The organism is Sporosarcina sp. NCCP-2222, from assembly GCF_023168145.1.
Lineage (GTDB): Bacteria > Bacillota > Bacilli > Bacillales_A > Planococcaceae > Sporosarcina.
In genome coordinates, this window is sequence record NZ_BQYK01000002.1 from 252,710 (window position 1) to 274,385 (window position 21,676).

The following is a 21,676-nucleotide window of genomic DNA, read 5'->3' on the forward strand; positions in this document are numbered from 1 at the left end:
TAAGAATAAGAGCAAGCGCCAGTCCATAGAAACAGAAAAAGCTTGCTCGTTTTGAAAGCATCAAAACAAGCAAGCTAATACCACGCATTCTTTAAGCGGGGCTAATCATGTATTAAAGCAACCTTCGTGTACGCCGCATACTCTCTTAGATCACTTACGCTTCCATAGAACAACCATGAGAATCGTAATTAGGGTAAAAGCGACGAATGCCATGAAAGGAATCGTGATGAATCCTAAGTAATTTACGTACTGGCCTGAACACGGCACACCGCTTGTACAAACGCTGAATTGTTGTAACGAAGGGATTTTCTGCAGTGCGTAATGATAAGAAGAAACGGCCACACCGATAATCGACAAAGGCAATGCATACACATATATATTTTTATCATTGCGATAAAAAGCGATCCCCAGCAAAAAGACCAACGGGTACATCAAAATACGTTGATACCAGCAGAGATCACACGGAATGAAGCCCATTCTTTCGCTAAAGAACAAACTTCCTGCCATGGCGATAATTGCTGTAATCCATGAAAGTAATAACGGTTTATTTACCACTTTCCGTCGCCTCGTCTACTTGGTCAAAGAAATCCTTCATACTGCTTCCTTCAAATAACTTTCCGTTAATAAAAATGGACGGTGTTGAGGAAATTCCTAAATGATTTGCTATGCTCATGTCCTTCTTCAAAGCTTCATTTCCTTTTCCTTCTTGATACGCGTCCAGCACCTGCTGTACATCTTCAGTGCCGGCAACTTCAGCTAACAGCGTTTCCATAACGTCATCTGTGAACTGCATAGCTTTACCAGATTCGTCGGTTTGATTGGCAAATAATAAATGATGGAACTTCCAGAACACCTCATTGCCGAGTTCCTTATAGACAGTCTCCGCAAATTGCGCAGACGCGGTCGAGTCAGGACCCATGAAAGCATAATTCATAAAATAAAATTTGGCCTTTCCTGTTTCCACAAGCTCCTTTTCAATTACAGGAAGAAGACTGTCATTAAAGTCTTTGCAATGAGGGCATTGATAGTCACCAAATTCTACGATATCGACCGGTGCAGATGCATCCCCTAAAAAGGGCTGCCCTTCATAGTCAATGCTGGCGGATTCTTTTTCTTTTCCGGTTAGCACAATAATTCCAATGATACATACAGCTACAATTCCAACAAACCAAAATATTTTCTTTGACAACGGTACCACTCCTTAACGAAAACTACTTAATGTAGTGTGATGGGATAAAAAATTTACGCAAGCGCGTAAATAAAGAGGCCACTAATGATACTAAAGACTACGATGGATAGAAAGACTATTTTTATCGGCAACCGCAACCGAAAATCCTGGACCGGATTCAATATCGATTCAATTCGAAGATCAACGGCAGTTGCAGCAAATGAAACAAATGTAAATGGCATCTTCTCTTGCTTCCCTACTCTAACCATTTTCACAAGCGCACCGCCTAAATGGACCACTGTCCCCTGTCGTTGAATTGCAAATTCATCTGCTAAAACTTCCTGCACAACCTTGTATTGATGATAGAACCATTTTTGAATTGGGATATACCACATGACGGAAGAACTGAGAGACAATAAGAAAACTTTTAACGGATCGCGATTTACTTTATGGTACATCTCATGAGTCACCACTGCCTCTAGCTCTTCTTGACTTAATAAATGAAACAGACCCGTCGTAATGATGATTTTAGGTCGGATAAACCCCATTGTAAATGCAGCAGGCGTCGGATGCGAAAGAACAATAATGCATTCTTTTCCGAGTTTGAAAACTTGATTTAACTTCTTTGTAAGTTCCCTTTCCTTGTACTGCTGAAAATGCTGTTTCATTTTAGTCATTTGAATCCATTGCGAACCAATTTTCCATAACGAAAACAACAATGTATAGATGACAAGTCCATCAAGCACATGCATTAAGGAGGACAGGCCATTTTCATTCAGCCAGCTATGACATACGGAGACCATGTTAAGTTTCATATCGCAACCTGCAAAAATAGAAACAGTATACAGAACCATTTGAAACATTATGAGGCTAGATATAAAAATTGAGACAGTCCAAATAATTAACGATTGACGTTTTACCATAATTACAGTCCTTTTTTCAATTCTTCAATTTTACGTTCCAGCTTTGCGACAAGATCATCATCTGCTTCCTCGAGTGCGTCCAGCATATGGCTGACGACCACATTTCCAAACTCATCCATCAGTTCGTTTGTCATTTCTTTTGACTGGCTATTTAAGAACTCCATTCTGGACTGAACCGGTTTGAATAAAGAAGATCTCCCTTCGGCTCTCTTCTGAAGAATATTCTTCTCTACCAGTCGATTCATCACCGTCATTACTGTGTTAAAATTCGTTACTTTTTCCTGGTCAAGAACTTGTTGCACATCCCGTATAGTCAGTTCTTCAGCATCCCATAAAATGTCCATGATTTTTGCTTCGAGCGGTCCAAAAAAGCGGGACAGTCCACTCTCATACAATTTAAAACTCTTCACTCTCAACTTAGAACACCTCACACTACATATTGTAGTGTCACATTTTACTTTATGCAATAAATACTTTCAGACGGGCAGCGCATAAAAAAGCTCACCCTTTACAAATGGGCGAGCCGTTTTGGGAAATCCTTATGTAAAACACTAAAAAACTCATTGAATAAAATGAGCTCATATGGTACTTTTATATAGATAGGCATTTATAAATGAAAAGGTCTATATTTATCCTATCTTAATTGTACACCATAATCTATTTGTTCGTCAACCCTTTTACTCATTTTTTTTAAGGAGCGTGTGCTATGAGGTCAAATTTTGAGCAAGAGCAGCAAAGAGTGACTGACGTGATGGAGTTAATTCAAAACCAGATTCACCGGTTGGAGAAGGAAACTTCTCAACGCCGGAACGAAGTGGTGAACATTCGGAGACATTTTTGGGATGAGGTCAAGGTAAATACGGATTCGTTCGATGATTATCTTGAAACCATTATCGGGTTGCGGCAAGAAGCTCAGGCCCTTTCTGTGAGCGAAAGCACTCTTCGGCAAGCTTCCAAAAAATTATCCACACTTCGCCGGATGCAGGATGCCCCCTATTTCGGGCGTATCGACTTTCTGGAAGACGGCTTTTCATCTGACGAACAAATCTACATTGGCATATCCACGCTGACGAATGAAAGCGGAGAAGACTTTATTATCTACGATTGGCGCTCGCCGATTTGCAGTGTTTATTACGACTATCAGCCAGGTACAGCCCATTATACGACACCGGGTGGCTTAATTCGCGGGGAGCTGTTGAAAAAATGGCAGTATCTCATTCGGGGCGGTGTTCTTCAGTCGTTGTTTGATACGAGTCTCACAATTGGCGATGAAATTCTGCAGGAGGTGTTAGGAAAAGGCACCGACAAACAGATGCATTCGATTGTTGCCACTATTCAACAGGAGCAAAACAAAATCATTCGACACGATCAAGGCAAACTGCTCATTGTTCATGGAGCGGCAGGAAGCGGGAAAACGTCTGCAGCGCTCCAGCGGATTGCCTATTTGCTATATAAATATCGTGGCACGATCAAAGCCGATCAAATCATCCTGTTCTCACCGAATACGATGTTTAATCATTATGTAGCCAATGTACTGCCGGAGCTCGGTGAGGAAAACATGCAGCAGGTCACCTTCCAGGAATATCTGGACTATCGGCTAGGGAAACAGTTTACTGTTGAAAACCCGTACGATCAATTGGAATATGTGTTGACCGCCGAACACAGCAGTTCCTATTACGCTAGAGTGGCTAGCATTCGACTCAAGGCCTCTACTCCCTTTTTCGAAGCAATTGAAGGCTATCGAAACGCCTTGGAAACATCCGGAATGGTGTTTAAAAGAGTAGCTTTTAAAGGGGAAACCATTGTTAGTGCAGAGCAAATTGCTGAACAGTTTTACGAGCACGACACAGCACTCCGCTTTCATAATCGCCTTGAGAAACTAATGGATTGGCTTTTGCAAAAGCTAGCCGACTTCCAAGAAACAGAGTGTACAAAACCTTGGGTTCTCGAGGAAATCGAGCTACTTAGCAATGAGGAGTACCATAAAGCACGCATGATTCTTGCGAAAAAGCACGGCATGAAAAAAGAAATGATAGCGGATTTTGATGTGGATCCTGATGAACTTGCCCAATTAATTGTTCGGCAGCGGATGAAATCATTGCGAAAACGTGTCGAAGCATATGATTTTATTCATATGAAAGAGATCTACAAGCAGCTATTTTCTTCACCGGAGCAAATTAGGCAATGGTATGACGGAGAGTTGATCGAGGAATGGCCAGCCATCTGCCAAGCAACAATGACAACGATCAACGATGGAATCTTGCTTTACGAGGATGCTACACCCTATTTGCTATTACAGGAGCTCATTCTTGGGTTTCAATCCAACCGGACAATCAAACATATTGTCGTGGATGAAGCACAGGATTATTCACCGTTCCAGTTCGAGTATTTACGACGGCTGTTTCCCGCTGCCAAGATGACGGTTTTGGGCGACTTCAACCAGGCTATTTTTGCACACGCAAGGGACCGGGTTGACTTTCAAACACTCACCGGGCTGTACGGACCGGAACAAACGGAAGTCATCCACTTGGCCCGAAGCTACCGTTCTACAAAACCGATTATCGAATTTACTCGAAGGCTTGTACCGAACAGTGAGGAGATTATTCCATTCAACCGCGACGGTGAATTGCCTGTTCTGACACAACTCGAAAGCAAGGAGGCATTGCACCGCCACATTACCTCGAAGGTAGCAGAACTGCAAAGCCTCGGTTGTCAAAGTATCGCCATCATTTGCAAATCAGCGGCGGAAAGCCAGGAAGCCTATGATGCCTTATCCAACATCGAACAGATTAAGTTCCTCAAGAAAGGCACAATGGAATACGAGCAGGGCGTTGTCGTCATTCCATCTTATTTAGCGAAGGGAATTGAGTTTGAAGCAGTTATTATTTACAATGCCTCCGAAGAAATTTACGGGGAAGAAAGCCTGCAGCGCATTTTCTATACGGCTTGCACGAGAGCGATGCATTACCTGAATTTATACAGCGTCGGAAAGCCGACTTCATTGTTGCATACTGTTCCGGAAGATTATATTAAACAATCGTAAGAATGACTAAATCAACCGACCATAGATAGCGCTTATGGTCGGTTTCCAGATTCGTCTTATTTAAGTCATTTAAAACACACTGCGTACTAATCCCCCGTCTATCCGTAATGCGGAACCATTAATGGCCGAGGATAATGGACTGCTCAAGAAGGTGACGAAATTTGCAATTTCATCTGGACGGATTAGCCTTTGAATAATAGAAGTTGGACGGTTCTCTTTCATAAACCGCCTTTCTGCTTGCTCCATAGACAATGTCTCATCAGGGTAAAGACTATTTAGCATTGTTTCCACACCCTCTGTCAAAGTGGAACCAGGCATCACTGTATTAACCGTCACATTTGTTGCTTTCGTCAGCTCGGCTAAACTGCGGGAGAGTGAGAGTTGCATCGTTTTGGTAGCGCTATAATGTGCCATTTCCTGAGACGGCATGATCGCTGCTTCGCTGGCGATAAATATGATCCTGCCTTCTTTCTTACGAAGCATTTGCTTCAAGTATCTGCGAGTAAGTCGTACGCCACTCATGATATTGGTTTCAAAGATCGTAAACCAGTCGTCATCAGTAATATCAAAAAACTCTCGAGGTTCAAAAATCCCCAGATTATTTATTAGAATGTCTACTTCAGGACAATTCTCAATCATCTGTTGGCATCCCCATTCTGTCGCTAGATCAGCTACTGCCGACTGAAGGATAGCGTCAGGATACTTAGCTTGAATTTCATTAATCGTTTGGTTCACCTTTTCTTCATGACGGCCATTAATAATTACAGTGGCCCCTTCCCCTGCTAAAGACATGGCGATTGCTTTGCCAATGCCAGATGTAGAGCCGGTAACCAGTGCCGTTTTTCCATTTAGATTTAGAATCACGCAGAATCCTCCCTGATTCGTGTTTTAACCCAATACCCTATTACTGAAAATTGTATGGATAGCTCCTCTTCCTTTCACTAGCGGGAGAAGCTATCCACTTTTATAAATGCTACAATCTTCTTCTACTGTTATTAAAAATCAAAATTATCCGGATCTGGACCGACTCGATGATTCTCATTCAAACCATCAATGCGTTCCATGTCTTCCTTTGTGAGTTCAAAATCAAAAACTGTTGCGTTTTCAACAATTCGATGTTCTTTTGTAGATTTAGGAATGGTTACAATGCCGTTTTGCAAGTCCCAACGTAAAATGACTTGTGCAACGGACTTGTTATACTTATTGGCGATTTCCAAAAGCACCGGATTATCCAATAGTTGACCTTGCATCAAAGGAGACCAGGCTTCCAGCTGAATTCCATGTTCCTGACAGAATGCCTTGAGTTCCTTTTGAGTCAATCGCGGATGGCACTCCACTTGATTCACCATCGGTTTTATTTCAGCCTCTTTCATCAAGTCTTCCAGATGATGAACTTGAAAATTACTTACCCCAATTGCTTTTACCCGTCCTTCTTTGTAAAGCGACTCTAAAGCTTTCCATGCATCTTTGAACTTTCCTTCGACTGGCCAATGGATAAGATATAGATCTAGATAATCCAAATTAAGTTTACGTAGGCTCGCTTCATAGGCTGTGATTGTCGATTCATACCCTAAATCGTCATTCCATACTTTCGATGTCACAAAAAGATCTTCTCTGGAAATGCCGGCTTCTTTTATCCCTTCACGGATACCTTGTCCGACCCCTTCTTCATTTCCATAAATAGCTGCGGTATCAATACTGCGATAACCGTGTAAAATAGCTGTTTTCACAGCATTCACAAGCTCAGGGCCCTCTTCTACTTTAAATACTCCGAGACCAAACCAAGGCATTTTCACACCGTTATGCAAAGTTGTTGTGTCCTGCAAATTTTTCGCTGCCATAATTAAACCTCCAAATTTATTTATAATTACTATTGATTTCGTTTGTTTTACTGTCTGCGTCGCAATCATTACCTCCTTCAAGAGTGCTCGGTTATTCTTACGACACGTAGAAAGCATGTATGTGAAAGTACCTTAAATCGGTGCAGCATTTTTTTGATCTTTTTGCTCCAAAGACCGGCTCCATCCAGTCAGGATAACAGCTCCCAGAACCATCAAGGCTCCTATCCATGCTGTATGAATAATCCCAACAGAATCTGTTATAACACCACCCAAGTAACTGCCGATGGCAATTCCTGCATTGAATGCTGCAATATTGACTGCGGACGCCACATCTACTGCACTCGGCACCAAACGCTCCGCCAACATCACAACGTACACTTGCAGCCCCGGCACATTCATAAATGCAAATAATCCCATGAGCATGATTGTAATCAAACCAGCCACCTTAAACGGGGCAGTAAACGTTAAGACGAAAAGGACAATCGCCTGTGCAATAAACATATAAAACAAGGCAACAATTGGCTTCCGGTTCGCTGCCTTCCCTCCTATCATGTTGCCGATTGCGATAGCCACTCCATACACAAGTAAAATGACAGCAATAGTACCTTCCTTAAAACCTGTTATGCCTTGGAGCAAGGGAGATAAATAAGTAAAGACAACAAAGGTACCTCCGTAACCTAAAGCTGTAATGAGAAATAAAAGTAATAAACGGCCGTTCGTAACTAGTTTAAATTGATCGCCGAATGTTGTACGATTTCCTTTCGGCAAATCAGAGGGGACAAGGAGACTGTTTGCAACAAATGCAATTACACCCACTGCTACAATTGCTATAAAAGCAAATCTCCAACCAAACTGCTGCCCAAGAAATGTACCAAAAGAGACACCCGTTACAGTTGCCACCGTTAGTCCTGTAAACATCATGGAAATCGCGCTGGCTCGTCGATCTTCTGTCACTAAATTAGCTGCGATTGTAGAGCCGATTGACATGAATAAACCATGTGAAAATGCCGTGAGGATACGAGCTGCTAATAAGATGCCTATACCGGAGGCAAGGGCAGCAATAGTATTACCAACAATAAAAACAATCATAATCCAAAGCAAGAGAGATTTACGCGCTGCACTGGAAGTCACAGACGTCAGTACGGGGGCTCCAAATGTCACTCCTAATGCATATATAGAAACGGTTAAACCGGCTGTCTTCAAAGAGATTTGTAAGTCTTGTGCAATAAGGGGCAATAAACCTACACTAATAAATTCCGTTGTTCCAATTGCAAATGCACTCACTGCTAAAGCCAGCAATGCTAAAGTACTTTGTTTTTTATTCATGATCCTTTATCCTCCTCCTAATCATCCTCTTATCGAGAGCCACATGAATAAAAGAATATCGTTAAAATCAGCTGACAATGTGTTATTATGATGTATATCATCTCTAATGAAAAGTACGCACTTTTAAGTAATATAGATACCTAAAAGTACTATAGGTACTTTTAGGTGCCTATAGCTAGGAGGGTAATTATGCAGAAAAAGAAATATAATATTTCAGTTGAGGCGACCTTAGAAGTGATAGGCGGAAAATGGAAATGTGTAATCCTTTGCCATCTGACCCACGGAAAAAAACGTACAAGTGAATTAAAGCGATTAATTCCAAGCATTACGCAAAAAATGCTAACGCAGCAATTGCGCGAGTTAGAAGAGGACGGGGTCATTAATCGTATTGTTCACAATCAAATCCCTCCAAAAGTTGAATATGAGCTCAGTGAGTATGGCCAAAGTTTACAAGGAATTTTAGACTCCTTATGTGCTTGGGGAGAAAATCATATTACAAAAGTATATGGGGATAAGTTTGCTGTATTAGAGGAGAGCGTGTTAAACGATACTCTGAAGTAAACGTATACTCATCAAAATATAAAAACCAACATACCGCTCTGCCAGCCAGAGAAACATGTTGGTTTTTTCATTCGATTCCACAGTTGGTTTATTGTAAGATCTTCTTCAGATAGTGGAGAACCTTAAAATGCAAGTGAATATATAGAATCAAAGTCTATGGAATTCGCCTGAATCGGCCGGCACTTAAATCTGTACGCATGTTCGGATAATGAATACGCATTCCGTAATAAGTAAATCATTAAAAATATAGTTTCATATAGAAAAAGAGTCCATTTTCTAAGAAAATGGACTCTTTCTGTAATCAACCACCAGTAACGGCATTATCCTCAGTAATTACACGCTTCTCTTCTTTAATCAAAGCTGCTGAAATGGTACCGATCACAAGCAGGAAGCCTGCGAAGTAGAAGCCCATGTTCAAGCTGCCTGTAACGTCAGTCAAGAAACCTGTGATGTATGGTGCCAAGATGGATCCACACATCCCGATAAAGTTATACACACCGAATGATGTAGAGTATGCATTCTTCGGCGCATTGTCTGCCACAACGGCAACCAATACCGGGTTTGTACTAATTTTACCGAAAATCCCGTAACCGATTAGAGCAGCGTATAGTACCCACATGCTATCAAACGCTACGATCGATACAAGTGCAACGAGGGATGCCGGAAGCATGATGAGCAATACCGGACGGCTCTTCCCTAGACGGTCTGCAACCCAGCTGAAGAAGATAGAAGCCGGAATGGCTGCCCAAGGTACGAGTGAGGATACAGTCGCAACTGCGCTTCCTTCAATACCGCGAGCATGTTGCAAGTAGTACGGCATCCAAGTTACAACAACGAAGAAACCGTAGATGGCACAGAAAATAGTAATGTAAGACATGAGCAAGTTGCGGTTTTTAAACAAAACGCTCATTTTTAGTTTTTCTTGTTTATCGAGTACAGCATTTACTTCCTTGCCTTTTGGCTTTTCCTTAACGAGCCACCACATGAGCAAACCGATCAAGACAACCGGAATAGCTACAATGTAGAACGGTGCTCTCCAACTCATCCCTGCTTCTAGCGTAAAGCTGGATAAGTAGTAACCTGCGGAAAGACCGAATGCCATACCACTGTTAATGATCGCAGAACCGACAGTCAAGTGCTTTTTCGGAATCGCTTCAGACGACAATCCATACTGTGGTCCGTAGTAGAATCCTTGGAAAACACCAACCATAAGCCACATCAAGATAAATAGGAAGAAGCTAGGCATTGCGCCTGAGATTGCTGCGAATAGTCCAAACAAGATAATTCCCGGGACTAATACTTTCTTCTTACCAATTTTATCGCCTAACATACCAGATGGAATGTTAAGTCCTGCATAACCGATGAAAAAGATACTGCTGATCATACCAAGTTGTCCAGCAGACAAACTGAATTCATTTTGAATATCATCCATGACAGGGTTCAAGATTGCACGTGTTCCATAGATAGCAACCCACCCTAAAAAGAATACAATAACGGCTTTGATCCAATACGGGATCAATTCGTCCTTCTGGCCATTATCATGTACTTGCTTCGCCATTATGAGTGCCTCCTCATTCTTTCTATAATGGTACTTCAGGAAAATGATCATTTACCTTGCACTGTTATCATACGGCAGAGAGCATTGCAGACGAATAAAAACAAGTAATGCGACATTGCTAAAACATTAAATTTCTAAGTAATTCCTTACAAGTTCAAATCGACCAACGGCTTCCGCCTGTAAATCCATTCAGGCAGATCAAATATACCTTCACTCTCAGTCTTGTAAAAGGTTTAGCCGGACGTTGATCAATTGTTATGAATCGCTGCTACACTTTTCAACATATAACCAAGACCCGGATATGTAATGATATACTCTTCCGGTTCCTTCAGCCGTTCTTTAATTTTCCGCCGGATTCGTGCTATTCCGACACGTAAGTATTCCACATCATCACGATATTGTGGCCCCCATACTTCGGACAGCAGTGTTTCGTGCTGAACTACCTTGTCCAGATTGAGCGCCAAAATTTCCAAGAGCAGAAACTCGGTTTGTGTGAATTTCAGTTCTTCTCCGTCAATCCACACCCGCTTGCTGCCTACATCAACTTGAATGGAACCTGTCTCAATCATCGAGGAGGCGTTTACAGTCCCTTCCGTGAGAGCCGGCTGGCTTCTGCGCAAGACAGCATTTACGCGGGCAAACAGCTCATCTAACGAGAAAGGCTTCGTCAAATAATCATCTGCTCCCAGATTCAAGCCATTTACTTTATCTTTCGGGTTGCTTCTCGCTGTCAGCATGATAATGGGCGTATGTGAAAACTTCCGGAGTTCTTTTAACACATAAAATCCATCCTTGCCCGGCATCATAATATCGAGCAAGATCAAATCTGGCGAAATCAGATCATAGTTTTCAAGCAGCTCTTCTCCAGAAGATGCCGTCTCAACGTCATATCCAACCGAACGTAAATTTGCTGAGATGAAACGTAGAATCTTCGCTTCGTCATCTACGACACATATTTTTTGTTTCATCCCTTACCACCCTCTCTTAATGGAAAGTAAAGTGTAAACGTACTGCCTTTTCCAGGCGTGCTGTCCGCTTTGATTTTCCCCTCATGGGCTTCCATAATCCCTTCACAAATCGACAGCCCGAGACCCGTTCCGCCGGAGCGTCGTGTTGCGGTCACGTCCACCTGATAGAAGCGGTTGAAAATTTTCTGCAAGTGCTCCTTGGAAATTCCGATTCCATTATCCGATACAGCAATCGTCAGCCAATCGCCCTTCTTTTCAAGCGTTACGTCAATCTGCTTTTTCGGATGATCATTGTAACGGAGCGCGTTGGTAAACAAATTGACCAGTACTTGCTGCACACGTGTTTTATCAGCATAGAAGAACAAGTAATCTTCTGCTTTGTTATGAAACTCAATTTTCACATTGTCTTTTAATACAAATGGAATTAATTCAATTGATTTTTCAATGACATGATCTGCTCGAATCATATTGCGCTCGATGTACATGGAACCCGATTCGATTTTTGAAATATCCATCCAATCATCAACCAGCTGCTGGATGCGTTCAATGTCTTCATGTACACCTTCAAGCAGCTCACGCTGGAAATCCGGCTCCCATTCGACATTATCGCGCAGCAGTGTCTCAACACTTCCCCGAATATTGGTGATCGGCGTTTTGAACTCATGTGATGTTAAGGAAATGAGGTTATTTTTCAGCGTGTCAATTTCCTCTTCTTTCGTAATATCACGAATGAGCAAGCCCTCTCCAATCTTTTCCTCATCGGAAACGACAGAGAACTTATGCAGCATGTAGAAATCGGTATCTCCGGTTTTCGTCTTATGCTCCAACTTCAATTCATTAATACTACCGTTAAAATAGGAGATTAACTCCTCTTCGGTAATATCGAAAATGTTGCTGAGCCGCTTTAAGACATCCGGCAACTGTTTAAGCTCTACATTCAGTCCATCACCATCAATGACATTTAAGAATGACTCATTGACGTAATCGACTTGGTAGTTGTTATTAAGCAGCATGATCCCTTCCGACATACTTTCAAGAACCGCATCGAGCTCTGCATGCTTATTGCGATAGCGCTCGAAAAGCAGTTTGTTCTGCATCATAATGGCCAGCGACCTTGAAAAAGTTTGCAGGAAAGACTGTTCTTTCGACTCGATTGTCTGTCCTTCCAATAAATCAATAATTAAATAGCCATTCGGCAATTCACTCAGAATGATTGGTTCAATCCGTTGATTTGTACCCTGAACATGCTGTTCCATATACTTCTGCAAGCTGATATTTTTGTATATATGCTCACGTGTCACAGCCAGCTCGCGGAACCAGATATGTACTGAAAACGGAACAGTCGGCTCCATTTTTTGCAGGCATAATTGAATAAAGTGAGGCAAGTCCACCTCAGAAGACACTGGTGTAATCAGCTTGTTGACGGCCAGCAGTTCGGCATTCCGCGTCTCCAAATTAGCCGTTCGCTCTTGCACGCGTGCTTCAAGCTTTGTGTTCAACTCCATCAATTCAGCACGGTTTTCCTCGATTTCAAAGAGCATTTCATTGAAATGGGTGAGAAGATCCGTCATTTCCTGAGGCCCGTCAATCTGTTCAGCTATTTGTACTGGCTGACTGGATTTGTAGCTTGCTGAATACCGTTTGATCGTATCGAGCAAATTCCGGATCGTCTTTTCAAGCCTCGCACTTAGGTAAAGGCTAGCCAGCACGACCAATAATGCCGTTAAGGGAATGAACCATAAAATCGTGATAGCCGCATCTTTCAGCGGTTTCAAAATTAGCGTAGACGGGTTCGCAATCCATAGCGTCCAACCGAGATTTGATGTTTTCGTGTAGGTAATGAATTCCTTTTCCCGGCCTTCTTCTTGTATCGTCATACTTTTGACGGAACCGCCATTGCTTTGATTGGTCGTCTGGACAATTTTAGAATCCGTCAAGTTGACTATTTTCGTTTTTGTATCAATATCCGGATGGATAATGACATTATTATCTTGGTCCAGCAAAACTGCATAATTCGCTTCGCCGGAGATTCGGGTCGATACATACTTTTCTAAAGCATGTAAGTCGATTGCCCCTAATATGTAACCTTGCATCTGACCGTCGCTGTTAAAGATGGGCGAAACAATGGCAACAAGAAGTGTATCGGTCCCCCCTCTGCCATGGAAAACCGGAGATACAACTTGCCGCTTTGTTTTCAGCAACTCTTTGTAATACGATCGATCACTAAAATCAATATGTTCACGCGTCGCGCCATCTGTATAGACAGGGGGATAGAAGACTAGCGACTCTCCATGCTTATCCCCGACATACATATTTACGAATCCAGGATAGTGGGCTTTGACGTCTCCCAGCACCTCTTCGATTTTTTGCATATCGTCCGACTCCAGCAAAGGTGCAATTATGGAAGACAATGTATCAATGACGCTGCCATGCTGTTCCATATAGCTTTCTATATTATCATCTAGAAACTCGGTCACTTTCGTCTGGCTGTCTTGATTATCTTTAATCAAAGAGGAGAGCTGAAAGAATTGAAAAATCCCAAGTGAAATAATTGTCGTCAGCCCAATCGCTAAAAACGAGTAGCTCAATTCCTTTCGAAACGAGCGGGATGGTATCTTCTTCATTCAGTCCCTCCTCTCCATATGAACTACATTCTACGAGGTAACCTCTTTATAGTAATATATTATAATATTATTTTGTAATTTGAGTGCCTGCTTTGCCTTCTACAGCTAAATCTGCTTGTCCAAGAGAACAGATGATTGCACGTCCGCCGCGTTCAGCAAATTTCATTGCCGCTTCCATTTTAGGACCCATGCTTCCTGCAGAGAACTGTCCTTCATCTGCATATTTCTTTGCTTCTTCTAACGTAATGCAGCCAAGCGCTTTTTGATCTGGCTTGCCGTAGTTCACGTAGACATTATCTACGTCTGTCAAAATCATGAGAACATCCGCCTCTGATTCTTCTGCAAGACGGAATGCACTGCGGTCTTTGTCAATAACAGCTTCAATGCCAGTCAAGCTTCCATCTTCTTTACGTGCGACTGGAATGCCGCCGCCTCCAGAAGCGATGACAATGACTTCGTTGTCTGTAAGCATTTTAATAGTTTGGGAGCTTAAAATGGATTTCGGTTCAGGAGAAGCAACTACTCGTCTCCAGCCGCGTCCTGCATCTTCTTTCACGACCCAGCCTTTTTCTTTAGCAAGTTGTTTCGCTTCTTCCTCTGAATAGAACACACCGATTGGCTTGGAAGGATCAATAAATGCCGGATCTTCCGGATCTACTTCTGTCTGCGTGAGCATGCTGACAACTTCCCGATCCAGCTTCAGCTTATTCAATTCATTTTTCAATGATTGTTCCATCATATAGCCGATAAAACCTTGGGACTCCGCACTGCAGACATCCAATGGAAGCGGAGGAACGAAATCCTTTGCTTCTTCGTTTTGACGAAGAATATTCCCGACTTGCGGGCCATTTCCGTGAGTTACAATAACTGTATGTCCGTTCTTTACAATCTTCGAAATGATTTCTGTGCTGATCCGCACGTTTTCATATTGATTTTCATACGTCGCTTCCTGTTTTGGTTGGAGAATTGCATTTCCTCCGAGCGCGATTACTACTTTTTCAGCCATTCTAATTTCCTCCTTTTTATCAACAAACCAAGCAACATTCCAAAAACCGTGTCGATTCCGGAACTATGCCCCATATCAAGCAAATCTTCAATCACTGGTTCCAATGTATAAATATCGGTCTTGTCTGTTAACGCTGATGCCGCCTTCACAACCGTTGAGCTGAATTTTCCATCCAGTGCATACAGCAAATATTCCCGGCCGACATCCGTAGTCAGATTTTCTTTCACTACTAAATTGCGAAGCGTTTGAAGTGCCTCTGGAGAAATCAAGCCGACCGCTGTATGGATGGCCAAGATTCCGACGAGATGATCGTCACCTGATGGAGTGAGCCCCTGGCCTCGGCCCAAAAAGAACCGCAGGGTTTGTTCCAATTTCTTTTGATCAGATGTAAGGAGTACCGAAACAAGCTCTTTCAGTTGCCGGCCTGTTTCGCTGGCAGGTATATTTCCTTCCAGATAGTCCGCTACAAACTTTTCAATATCAATGTCCAATCCCGTTTTCATCGGTTTCTGCACCAAGATGGATAGAAGCATGACTAAGTTATTCGTCACATTTTCTGCCTTAAGCTCACGACAGGCCAATTCCCAATGAAACGGGGTGGCTGTAGCAAGCGTAACAGCAAGTGACGCTTCTTCAAAGACAAGCTCCTGTGAATCCACGCTCCACCCTACCGAGCTTTCTTGTTCAATGACTCCTACAAAAGATTGTACTTCATCTTCCGATAGGTGAATACCGAATGGAAGCTCGCCATTCTTTTTCGTTCCGATGAAAAATAGCCTGTCACTCATCCGGATATTCACGCCATTTTGAAAGACACTGTGCACAAAGCCTTCTGGGTGCTCAGAAAGCAGCAGAGGAATACGCTGCTCGTATTCCTTTGCTGCTGCAACTTTTTTGTTTCCTGCCCCGCTGTTCATTAGATCAAGCCGAGTTTGATCGCGTACGCTTCCAATGCTTTTTCAAAGCATTCTTTCGGTGCACGGACCGTCCCTGCTCCTACTTGTCCCATTCCAGCTTTTTTATGGGCAATCCCTGTATTAATGACGGGCTCAATGCCTGTCTCAACTACTTTACGTGCATCAATTCCGAGACAAGCGCCTTGGAAATCCCACGTAGGAATTGTGAAATTACTGTTTTGAGATACACAGATCTCAGCCATCTCGTTGCTTGTTGCAAGCGCATCGTCAAATCCGCCCGCGCCGACAAAGCGAGTAACGCCTGGAGCAGCGATCATCGCCATACCACCTACGCCGAATGTTTCTGTAATGGCGCTGTCTCCGATATCCGGGTTTGCATCTTCTTGTGAGTAACCTGTGAAGAACAGACCTTGCGGCGTATTAACCGGTGCTGTGAACCACTCGTCACCCATTCCGCTAATACGAATTCCGAAGTCTTTACCATTACGGCACATTGCAGTAACGACAGTACCCTCTTCGATTTGGCGCGCAGCATCCATAACCGCCTTAGCAGTCGCCATTGCGATATTCAAGAAGAACTGGTCCGTGTCAGCCAAGAATTGAATAACATCTTTGCGATCGTTATCATCCATTTCTACTTGTACGATGTACGGGCTGATTTCCTTCAAGAAGATCAAGGATGCCGCAATATTACGTTGGTGGAACTCGTCGCCCATTGTGATTGCTTTTGCAATCATAACGTTCAAGTTCAAGCCGTCTTCTGTCAGCTTAAGAGCTTTCGAGATTGTCGGGCCCAGTACGTTTTGCATCCATTTCAAACGGTCAATAACTTCTTGAGAGTTTGCACCGAAACGAAGTACTTTCCCGATACCTTCGTTCATAATGCAGTACGCTTCATTGCCATCCGTGCGGTTTTCAACAACAAAGACAGGCATGTTGGCAGATGTAATTCCGCCCATAGGACCTACCGCGTTCACATGGTGGCAAGGAATGAATTTCACTTCGCCGGAAGCAAGCTGTTTTTCCGCTTCTTCTGGAGTAGCTGCCCATCCTTCATAGATGGATGCACCGATGCAAGAACCTTGCATTGGGCCTGTCATGTCTTCCCACTTAATCGGAGGGCCTGCATGGAGCAATACTTTACCATCATTCAGTTCTTTTACTTTTTCTTTAGCCGGAACAACATCTACTAAGAATGGCGCTGAGCCGGTAATTTTGTCGATGACTGCTTTGTTTGCTTCATCCATTGAATTGTATTTCATACTCGTTCCACCTCATTCGTTATATTTAAAGCCGTTCTTTCCCGATATGGTGAAGGCCCAGTCCATCCGGGCCAGACCTTCATTCGCTATCTTGCCGTCAGGTATTACTTCAACAAGCTAAGGATTTTAGCCATACGCGCGTTACCGCCGGCAATTGGACGCCAATCATATTGCACGAATTGAGTGCCTGTGTCTGCAAGCGCATCCGTAAAGCCTTTTAAACCGACATTGATGACACGTGGACGGTCTGAAACGAGGGCAGCAATTTCATCGGAAACAGACAGATCGAATTCCTTGCCCGACTTCTCGCCTTCCACATGCTTCTTCTCGTAGTCCTCTACTTCAAGTCCTACGATGCTAAGAGCTGTACGCACTGCTTCGTTGTTCGTTTCTTTGACAATGATGCCTGCTTCTTTTAACGCTTTCACATGGCCATCGTAGCTTTGCGGGTCGTTTTTAGTACCGCAGACGGTAGCGACGACATGCAGTGTACGTCCATCTTCTTTAGCAGTAGCTACTGCTTTTTGAATGGAAGGAAGCAAAGCACTTGCCATATCATCATGTGAACCATAACCAAGTACGAAATCGAGAAGAATGACAGCTGTAGATGCATCAGCACCTGCCTCTTCGATGAATTTCGAACGTGTTTCAGGATCGATCATCGGATGTGGCTTTCCTTGTGTGTACTTGTCATCACCAAGGTCAACAACTTCATGGCCTTCATGTTTAAGAACATAGCCTTCTTCGTTTTTAATATGTGTTCCAAGACCTAAAGCGTCTGAAATTAGAATTGCTGCTTCAGAAGCAAGCGTTCCGCCGGAATACAAGCCTTTCAAAGTACGTTGGCCTTCTTTAAGATCTGTGTTGGCCACTGTGAAATCACCAGCATTATAATCCGGTTTCACTTCATTGCCTTTTGCCAGGTCAACAGCGATGTAAGCTGTCTCTGCAAGTGTGTATGCCTGATATACATTGCCTACGTATTGCTCTGGCTTTTCGCCGAGGAATACCGCAACGACAGGTTTTGTCAAACTTTGAAGCAACTCCATTACTTCATTCCTCACATGTTCTGCAGGCGGCTTCGAAATGATTGTGATGATTTCTGTCTGGCTGTGGTTTTCAAGCGCACGGATGCCATCCATCATCGTAATCGCACCGATCGGATCTTTCAAGTCACGTCCGCCTGTTCCGATTGCATGGCTAACACCTTCGCCAAGACGGTCAATAATCGTTGAGACTTCTTGGATCCCTGTTCCGGAAGCACCGACAATACCGATGCGACCTTTGTTTACTACGTTAGCGAATGCAAACGGCACGCCATCCAAAATTCCTGTACCGCAGTCTGGACCCATGACAAGCAATCCTTTGTCATGCGCTTTTTGCTTTAGACGAAGTTCGTCTTCGATCGATACGTTGTCACTGAATAAGAAAACGTGAAGTCCACGGTCAAGCGCCTTGTCCGCCTCGTCCGCTGCATATTGACCTGGCACTGAGATCATAGCGACATTCGCGCCTGGCAATGCGTCCACTGCTTTGTCCCATGTACGGACAGTTTCAAAGCTTTGTTTTTTATTGCTAATAGATTGGTCTTTCAAGTATTGATCTACTTTCTCTAGCACCTTGTCAATTAAACTAGCATCGTCTGTGTCTACAACGATCGCCATGTCGTTTGATTCGGCTGCTTCCAATTCAGGTGTATGCAATCCAGCCGTATTGAAAATATCCTTGTTTGCCGGAGTCGCCATCATAATCTGCACCTTGTTGAGCCCTTCCATCGTCGACACAGAATTCGTTAGCAACATCAGGTTGATGGAGTCTTGGTACGAGTTCTTCTTAATAATCGTATGAAGCACAAAAATCACTCCTATATTTTTTTGAAAATCAGCACAGCAACTCACATGCCCAAATAGTTCTCAGAAAAAATCGCATGCAGCTGTTGATTTTCTACGCCAAAATCATTGTAACTGAGGCGCCATTGCAGACGAATAAAATCCATGGGTCCCACATTACAAAAACGTAAAAATTCTGATCAAAAGCTGTTTTCTTAGCGAACGGTAGTATAGTATTTAGAAGAAAATTGTTGAAAAGAAATAGATCTTGAACATAACGATGACCTAAAGAAGTTCAAATACAGAGGAGACGAAATGATCATGGCAGAAACTGTTGTCTATCGGCAAGCCGGAGAGTGTTCCATTGAGGGTGTGCTCCATCGCTCGCCTGCGAAGCAGGCGCCTTTGCTTGTTTTCATCCACGGAGGCGGACTGGTGTGGGGAACGAAGGACGATTTACATAAAGAACAAATAAAACGTTACACCGAAGCGGGATTCCACGTGTTTTCCGTCGATTACCGCCTGGCACCGGAAACTAAGCTTCCCGGAATTCGAGAAGATATCGAAAGTTTGATCGTTTGGTTAAAAACAGAGGCTTCTTCTATGCTCGACTTTGATCCAAACCGCGTGGCTGTAGTCGGCAATTCCGCCGGCGGTTATTTAGCTTTGCTGTCCGGCACGTTTGAAGTGAAGCCGGATGCCATAGTGTCTTTCTACGGCTATGGACAGGTGACCGGAGATTGGTATAAGGAACCGAGTGTTCACTTTACAGCGATGCCTACTGTTCCTGAAATGCTTGCAAACCAGCTGGTGCAACCCTCGCCGATCTCTGCGGCCCCGATTCAAACAAGATACGCCATTTACTTGTATTGCCGTCAGACAGGCTCTTGGCTTGATTGGGTGGCAGGGAAAGATCTTGCTAAGGACGAAGTGGCCTTGAAAAATTTTGCTCCTGTCGAGCTTGCAGATGCTGCATACCCAGCCACCTTGCTGATTCACGGAGATGCAGACAAGGATGTTCCCTACTCGGAATCAGTCGGGATGAAAGCGAAACTGGATGCCCTGGGAGTCTGCAATGAACTGCTGACGATCCGACAAGGACAGCATAATTTTGATGCGAACATGGAGGATCCGGAGGCGATATACGCTGTGGAACAAACGATACGATTCCTGAAAGACCGTTTTGAAATTGAAGAATCATGACAAAGGGGAGTGCTTGAAATGAGAGTGAGCTTTGACGAGCTAAAAATGCTAATCGCACGGAAATTGACGAATGCAGGTCTGCAGCCAGCACATGCAGAAACGGTTGCCGATGTACTGGCACATGCAGATGCCCGGGGAATTCATTCACACGGCGCGATGCGGGTGGAGTATTATGCAGAGCGTATTGCAAAAGGCGGTACGACGATTGAACCGGATTTCAAATTCACAAAGACCGGAACGGGAACTGCTATACTGGATGCCGATAACGGAGCCGGGCATGTGGCGGCGAAAGAAGCTATGGAACACGCCATTCAAATGGCACGCGAAAACGGTACAGCCATCGTCGGCATACGTAGAATGGGCCACAGCGGCGCCCTGTCTTATTTTGTCGAACAGGCTGCCGAAGCGGGTATGATCGGCATTTCCATGTGCCAATCGGACCCTATGGTCGTTCCGTTTGGCGGCGCAGAACCGTATTTCGGCACAAACCCGATCGCTTTCGGCGCACCAGGCAAAGATAACGATAAAATCATTATTGATATGGCGACAAGCATCCAGGCGTGGGGGAAAATCCTGCATGCCCGTTCAAAACAAGAATCCATTCCAGATACGTGGGCAGTCGACAAGGAAGGGATTCCAACTACGGACCCATTCAAAGTGAACGCCCTTCTGCCAATTGCCGGGCCTAAAGGGTATGGCCTCATGATGATGATCGACATCTTATCAGGCGTTCTGCTTGGCCTGCCATTTGGCAAGCATGTGTCCTCCATGTACCACGACCTGACCGCAGGCCGTGAGTTGGGCCAGCTGCATATTGTCATTGATCCCGGTGCTTTCACAAGCACGGACTTATTCCGCGAAAGCATTTCCGGCATGATGAAGGAATTGAACGAGGTGAAGCCTGCTCCAGGATTTAATCAAGTGCTGTATCCGGGACAAGACGCCTTGCTGAAAGAGCAAGAGTCCAGGAAGAACGGGATCGACATAGTCGATGATATTATCGACTACTTGCGGAGCGATGTCATCCATAACAATCAATATGATCATAAAGATCCGTTTGCGAAGTAAAATGACGAATGAGCGCAGCCAGGTTAGTCCCGGCTGCGCTCATTTTATCATTCCAAGATCTGTGCCTGCTTTAACAGGAAAGCCCGCAAGACTTGCGCACCTTCCATCAGCTGCTCCATGGAAGTATATTCTGCTGGATTATGGCTGAGCCCATCCTTGGATGGAACGAAAATCATGCCTGTCGGACAAAGCGATGCCATATTCATCGCATCGTGACCGGCGCCGCTCGGCATCTTCATCCAAGCGATTCCTTGTGCCTCGCAAACTGATTCCAAATCCTCCACTAGCACGTTATCCATTTGAACAGGCGTCTCGCTTGAGATTTCCTCCATCCAGATATTCAGTCCACGCGCTTCCTTCACCTCGTCTACTGCTCTTT

19 protein-coding genes are annotated in these 21,676 nt (G+C 43.9%); 4 read left to right on the forward strand and 15 right to left on the reverse strand.

Annotated features, from left to right (window positions below; translation table 11 throughout):
• Positions 1 to 150: 150 nt before the first annotated feature.
• The 4 genes from NCCP2222_RS05215 to NCCP2222_RS05230 all read right to left on the reverse strand — a co-directional run bounded on the left by NCCP2222_RS05215 (position 151) and on the right by NCCP2222_RS05230 (position 2,507).
• Entirely contained in the window at positions 151 to 555 is a 405-nt protein-coding gene (locus NCCP2222_RS05215) for a disulfide oxidoreductase (protein ID WP_282570660.1), read from the reverse strand.
• On the reverse strand, positions 545 to 1,198 hold the full coding sequence (locus tag NCCP2222_RS05220) for a DsbA family protein (protein WP_248510242.1): 654 nt from the start codon (positions 1,196 to 1,198) through the stop codon (positions 545 to 547). The genes NCCP2222_RS05215 and NCCP2222_RS05220 overlap by 11 nt, the downstream gene beginning before the upstream one ends.
• A gap of 44 nt (positions 1,199 to 1,242) precedes the next feature.
• Entirely contained in the window at positions 1,243 to 1,983 is a 741-nt protein-coding gene (locus tag NCCP2222_RS05225; protein WP_248510244.1) for a M56 family metallopeptidase, read from the reverse strand.
• A gap of 110 nt (positions 1,984 to 2,093) precedes the next feature.
• Positions 2,094 to 2,507 carry a BlaI/MecI/CopY family transcriptional regulator gene (locus tag NCCP2222_RS05230; RefSeq protein ID WP_248510246.1) on the reverse strand — a complete coding sequence of 138 codons (414 nt, stop codon included), beginning with the start codon at positions 2,505 to 2,507 and terminating at the stop codon, positions 2,094 to 2,096.
• Between the two features lie 290 nt (positions 2,508 to 2,797).
• Between NCCP2222_RS05230 and helD the strand changes: the two genes are divergently transcribed.
• Positions 2,798 to 5,134 (forward strand): RNA polymerase recycling motor HelD, encoded by a 2,337-nt coding sequence (helD, locus tag NCCP2222_RS05235; protein WP_248510248.1) that lies wholly within the window; start codon positions 2,798 to 2,800, stop codon positions 5,132 to 5,134.
• A gap of 69 nt (positions 5,135 to 5,203) precedes the next feature.
• On the opposite strand, the gene NCCP2222_RS05240 is transcribed toward helD, so the two are convergent.
• From NCCP2222_RS05240 to NCCP2222_RS05250, 3 genes are all read right to left on the reverse strand, one after another.
• Positions 5,204 to 5,998: an SDR family NAD(P)-dependent oxidoreductase gene (locus NCCP2222_RS05240; RefSeq protein WP_248510250.1), complete on the reverse strand. Its 795-nt coding sequence runs from the start codon at positions 5,996 to 5,998 to the stop codon at positions 5,204 to 5,206.
• A 131-nt stretch (positions 5,999 to 6,129) separates the two neighbouring features.
• Complete coding sequence (locus NCCP2222_RS05245) at positions 6,130 to 6,975, reverse strand: aldo/keto reductase (RefSeq protein WP_248510253.1); 846 nt, start codon at positions 6,973 to 6,975, stop codon at positions 6,130 to 6,132.
• A 132-nt stretch (positions 6,976 to 7,107) separates the two neighbouring features.
• Positions 7,108 to 8,301, reverse strand: a complete 1,194-nt coding sequence (locus tag NCCP2222_RS05250; protein WP_248510259.1) for an MFS transporter — start codon at positions 8,299 to 8,301, stop codon at positions 7,108 to 7,110.
• 189 nt (positions 8,302 to 8,490) lie between these two features.
• Between NCCP2222_RS05250 and NCCP2222_RS05255 the strand changes: the two genes are divergently transcribed.
• Positions 8,491 to 8,862 carry a winged helix-turn-helix transcriptional regulator gene (locus NCCP2222_RS05255; RefSeq protein ID WP_248510261.1) on the forward strand — a complete coding sequence of 124 codons (372 nt, stop codon included), beginning with the start codon at positions 8,491 to 8,493 and terminating at the stop codon, positions 8,860 to 8,862.
• Positions 8,863 to 9,163: 301 nt separating this feature from the next.
• Here NCCP2222_RS05255 and NCCP2222_RS05260 read toward each other — a convergent pair whose 3' ends face one another.
• The 7 genes from NCCP2222_RS05260 to fdrA all read right to left on the reverse strand — a co-directional run bounded on the left by NCCP2222_RS05260 (position 9,164) and on the right by fdrA (position 19,050).
• A complete protein-coding gene (locus tag NCCP2222_RS05260; protein WP_248510263.1) occupies positions 9,164 to 10,420 on the reverse strand; it encodes an MFS transporter in 1,257 nt (418 codons plus the stop codon).
• Between the two features lie 248 nt (positions 10,421 to 10,668).
• Positions 10,669 to 11,388 carry a response regulator transcription factor gene (locus NCCP2222_RS05265; RefSeq protein ID WP_238080267.1) on the reverse strand — a complete coding sequence of 240 codons (720 nt, stop codon included), beginning with the start codon at positions 11,386 to 11,388 and terminating at the stop codon, positions 10,669 to 10,671.
• Positions 11,385 to 14,012, reverse strand: a complete 2,628-nt coding sequence (locus NCCP2222_RS05270) for a sensor histidine kinase (RefSeq protein ID WP_248510265.1) — start codon at positions 14,010 to 14,012, stop codon at positions 11,385 to 11,387. Before NCCP2222_RS05270 ends, NCCP2222_RS05265 begins: the two co-directional genes overlap by 4 nt.
• A gap of 67 nt (positions 14,013 to 14,079) precedes the next feature.
• Complete coding sequence (gene arcC / locus NCCP2222_RS05275; RefSeq protein WP_248510269.1) at positions 14,080 to 15,018, reverse strand: carbamate kinase; 939 nt, start codon at positions 15,016 to 15,018, stop codon at positions 14,080 to 14,082.
• On the reverse strand, positions 15,003 to 15,935 hold the full coding sequence (locus NCCP2222_RS05280) for an oxamate carbamoyltransferase subunit AllH family protein (RefSeq protein WP_248510270.1): 933 nt from the start codon (positions 15,933 to 15,935) through the stop codon (positions 15,003 to 15,005). Before NCCP2222_RS05280 ends, arcC begins: the two co-directional genes overlap by 16 nt.
• Positions 15,935 to 17,197 (reverse strand): YlbE family protein, encoded by a 1,263-nt coding sequence (locus NCCP2222_RS05285; RefSeq protein WP_248510272.1) that lies wholly within the window; start codon positions 17,195 to 17,197, stop codon positions 15,935 to 15,937. The genes NCCP2222_RS05280 and NCCP2222_RS05285 overlap by 1 nt, the downstream gene beginning before the upstream one ends.
• A gap of 104 nt (positions 17,198 to 17,301) precedes the next feature.
• Positions 17,302 to 19,050 (reverse strand): acyl-CoA synthetase FdrA, encoded by a 1,749-nt coding sequence (gene fdrA, locus NCCP2222_RS05290; protein ID WP_248510274.1) that lies wholly within the window; start codon positions 19,048 to 19,050, stop codon positions 17,302 to 17,304.
• Positions 19,051 to 19,347: 297 nt separating this feature from the next.
• Here fdrA and NCCP2222_RS05295 point away from each other — a divergent pair, with 297 nt between their 5' ends.
• Together NCCP2222_RS05295 and allD are read left to right on the forward strand one after the other, a co-directional pair.
• Entirely contained in the window at positions 19,348 to 20,229 is an 882-nt protein-coding gene (locus tag NCCP2222_RS05295; RefSeq protein WP_248510275.1) for an alpha/beta hydrolase, read from the forward strand.
• An 18-nt stretch (positions 20,230 to 20,247) separates the two neighbouring features.
• Complete coding sequence (allD, locus tag NCCP2222_RS05300; RefSeq protein WP_248510281.1) at positions 20,248 to 21,297, forward strand: ureidoglycolate dehydrogenase; 1,050 nt, start codon at positions 20,248 to 20,250, stop codon at positions 21,295 to 21,297.
• Positions 21,298 to 21,344: 47 nt separating this feature from the next.
• On the opposite strand, the gene NCCP2222_RS05305 is transcribed toward allD, so the two are convergent.
• Positions 21,345 to 21,676: M20/M25/M40 family metallo-hydrolase (locus NCCP2222_RS05305; protein ID WP_248510283.1), on the reverse strand; the 332-nt coding region annotated here is incomplete at its 5' end.

Coding starts and splice junctions, on each gene's coding strand:
- NCCP2222_RS05225 (WP_248510244.1), bottom strand. CDS start 1,983: ATGAAACTTAACATGGTCTCCGTATGTCATAGCTGGCTGAATGAAAAT.
- helD (WP_248510248.1), top strand. CDS start 2,798: ATGAGGTCAAATTTTGAGCAAGAGCAGCAAAGAGTGACTGACGTGATG.
- NCCP2222_RS05245 (WP_248510253.1), bottom strand. CDS start 6,975: ATGGCAGCGAAAAATTTGCAGGACACAACAACTTTGCATAACGGTGTG.
- NCCP2222_RS05250 (WP_248510259.1), bottom strand. CDS start 8,301: ATGAATAAAAAACAAAGTACTTTAGCATTGCTGGCTTTAGCAGTGAGT.
- NCCP2222_RS05255 (WP_248510261.1), top strand. CDS start 8,491: ATGCAGAAAAAGAAATATAATATTTCAGTTGAGGCGACCTTAGAAGTG.
- NCCP2222_RS05260 (WP_248510263.1), bottom strand. CDS start 10,420: ATGGCGAAGCAAGTACATGATAATGGCCAGAAGGACGAATTGATCCCG.
- NCCP2222_RS05265 (WP_238080267.1), bottom strand. CDS start 11,388: ATGAAACAAAAAATATGTGTCGTAGATGACGAAGCGAAGATTCTACGT.
- NCCP2222_RS05270 (WP_248510265.1), bottom strand. CDS start 14,012: ATGAAGAAGATACCATCCCGCTCGTTTCGAAAGGAATTGAGCTACTCG.
- arcC (WP_248510269.1), bottom strand. CDS start 15,018: ATGGCTGAAAAAGTAGTAATCGCGCTCGGAGGAAATGCAATTCTCCAA.
- NCCP2222_RS05280 (WP_248510270.1), bottom strand. CDS start 15,935: ATGAACAGCGGGGCAGGAAACAAAAAAGTTGCAGCAGCAAAGGAATAC.
- NCCP2222_RS05285 (WP_248510272.1), bottom strand. CDS start 17,197: ATGAAATACAATTCAATGGATGAAGCAAACAAAGCAGTCATCGACAAA.
- NCCP2222_RS05295 (WP_248510275.1), top strand. CDS start 19,348: ATGGCAGAAACTGTTGTCTATCGGCAAGCCGGAGAGTGTTCCATTGAG.
- allD (WP_248510281.1), top strand. CDS start 20,248: ATGAGAGTGAGCTTTGACGAGCTAAAAATGCTAATCGCACGGAAATTG.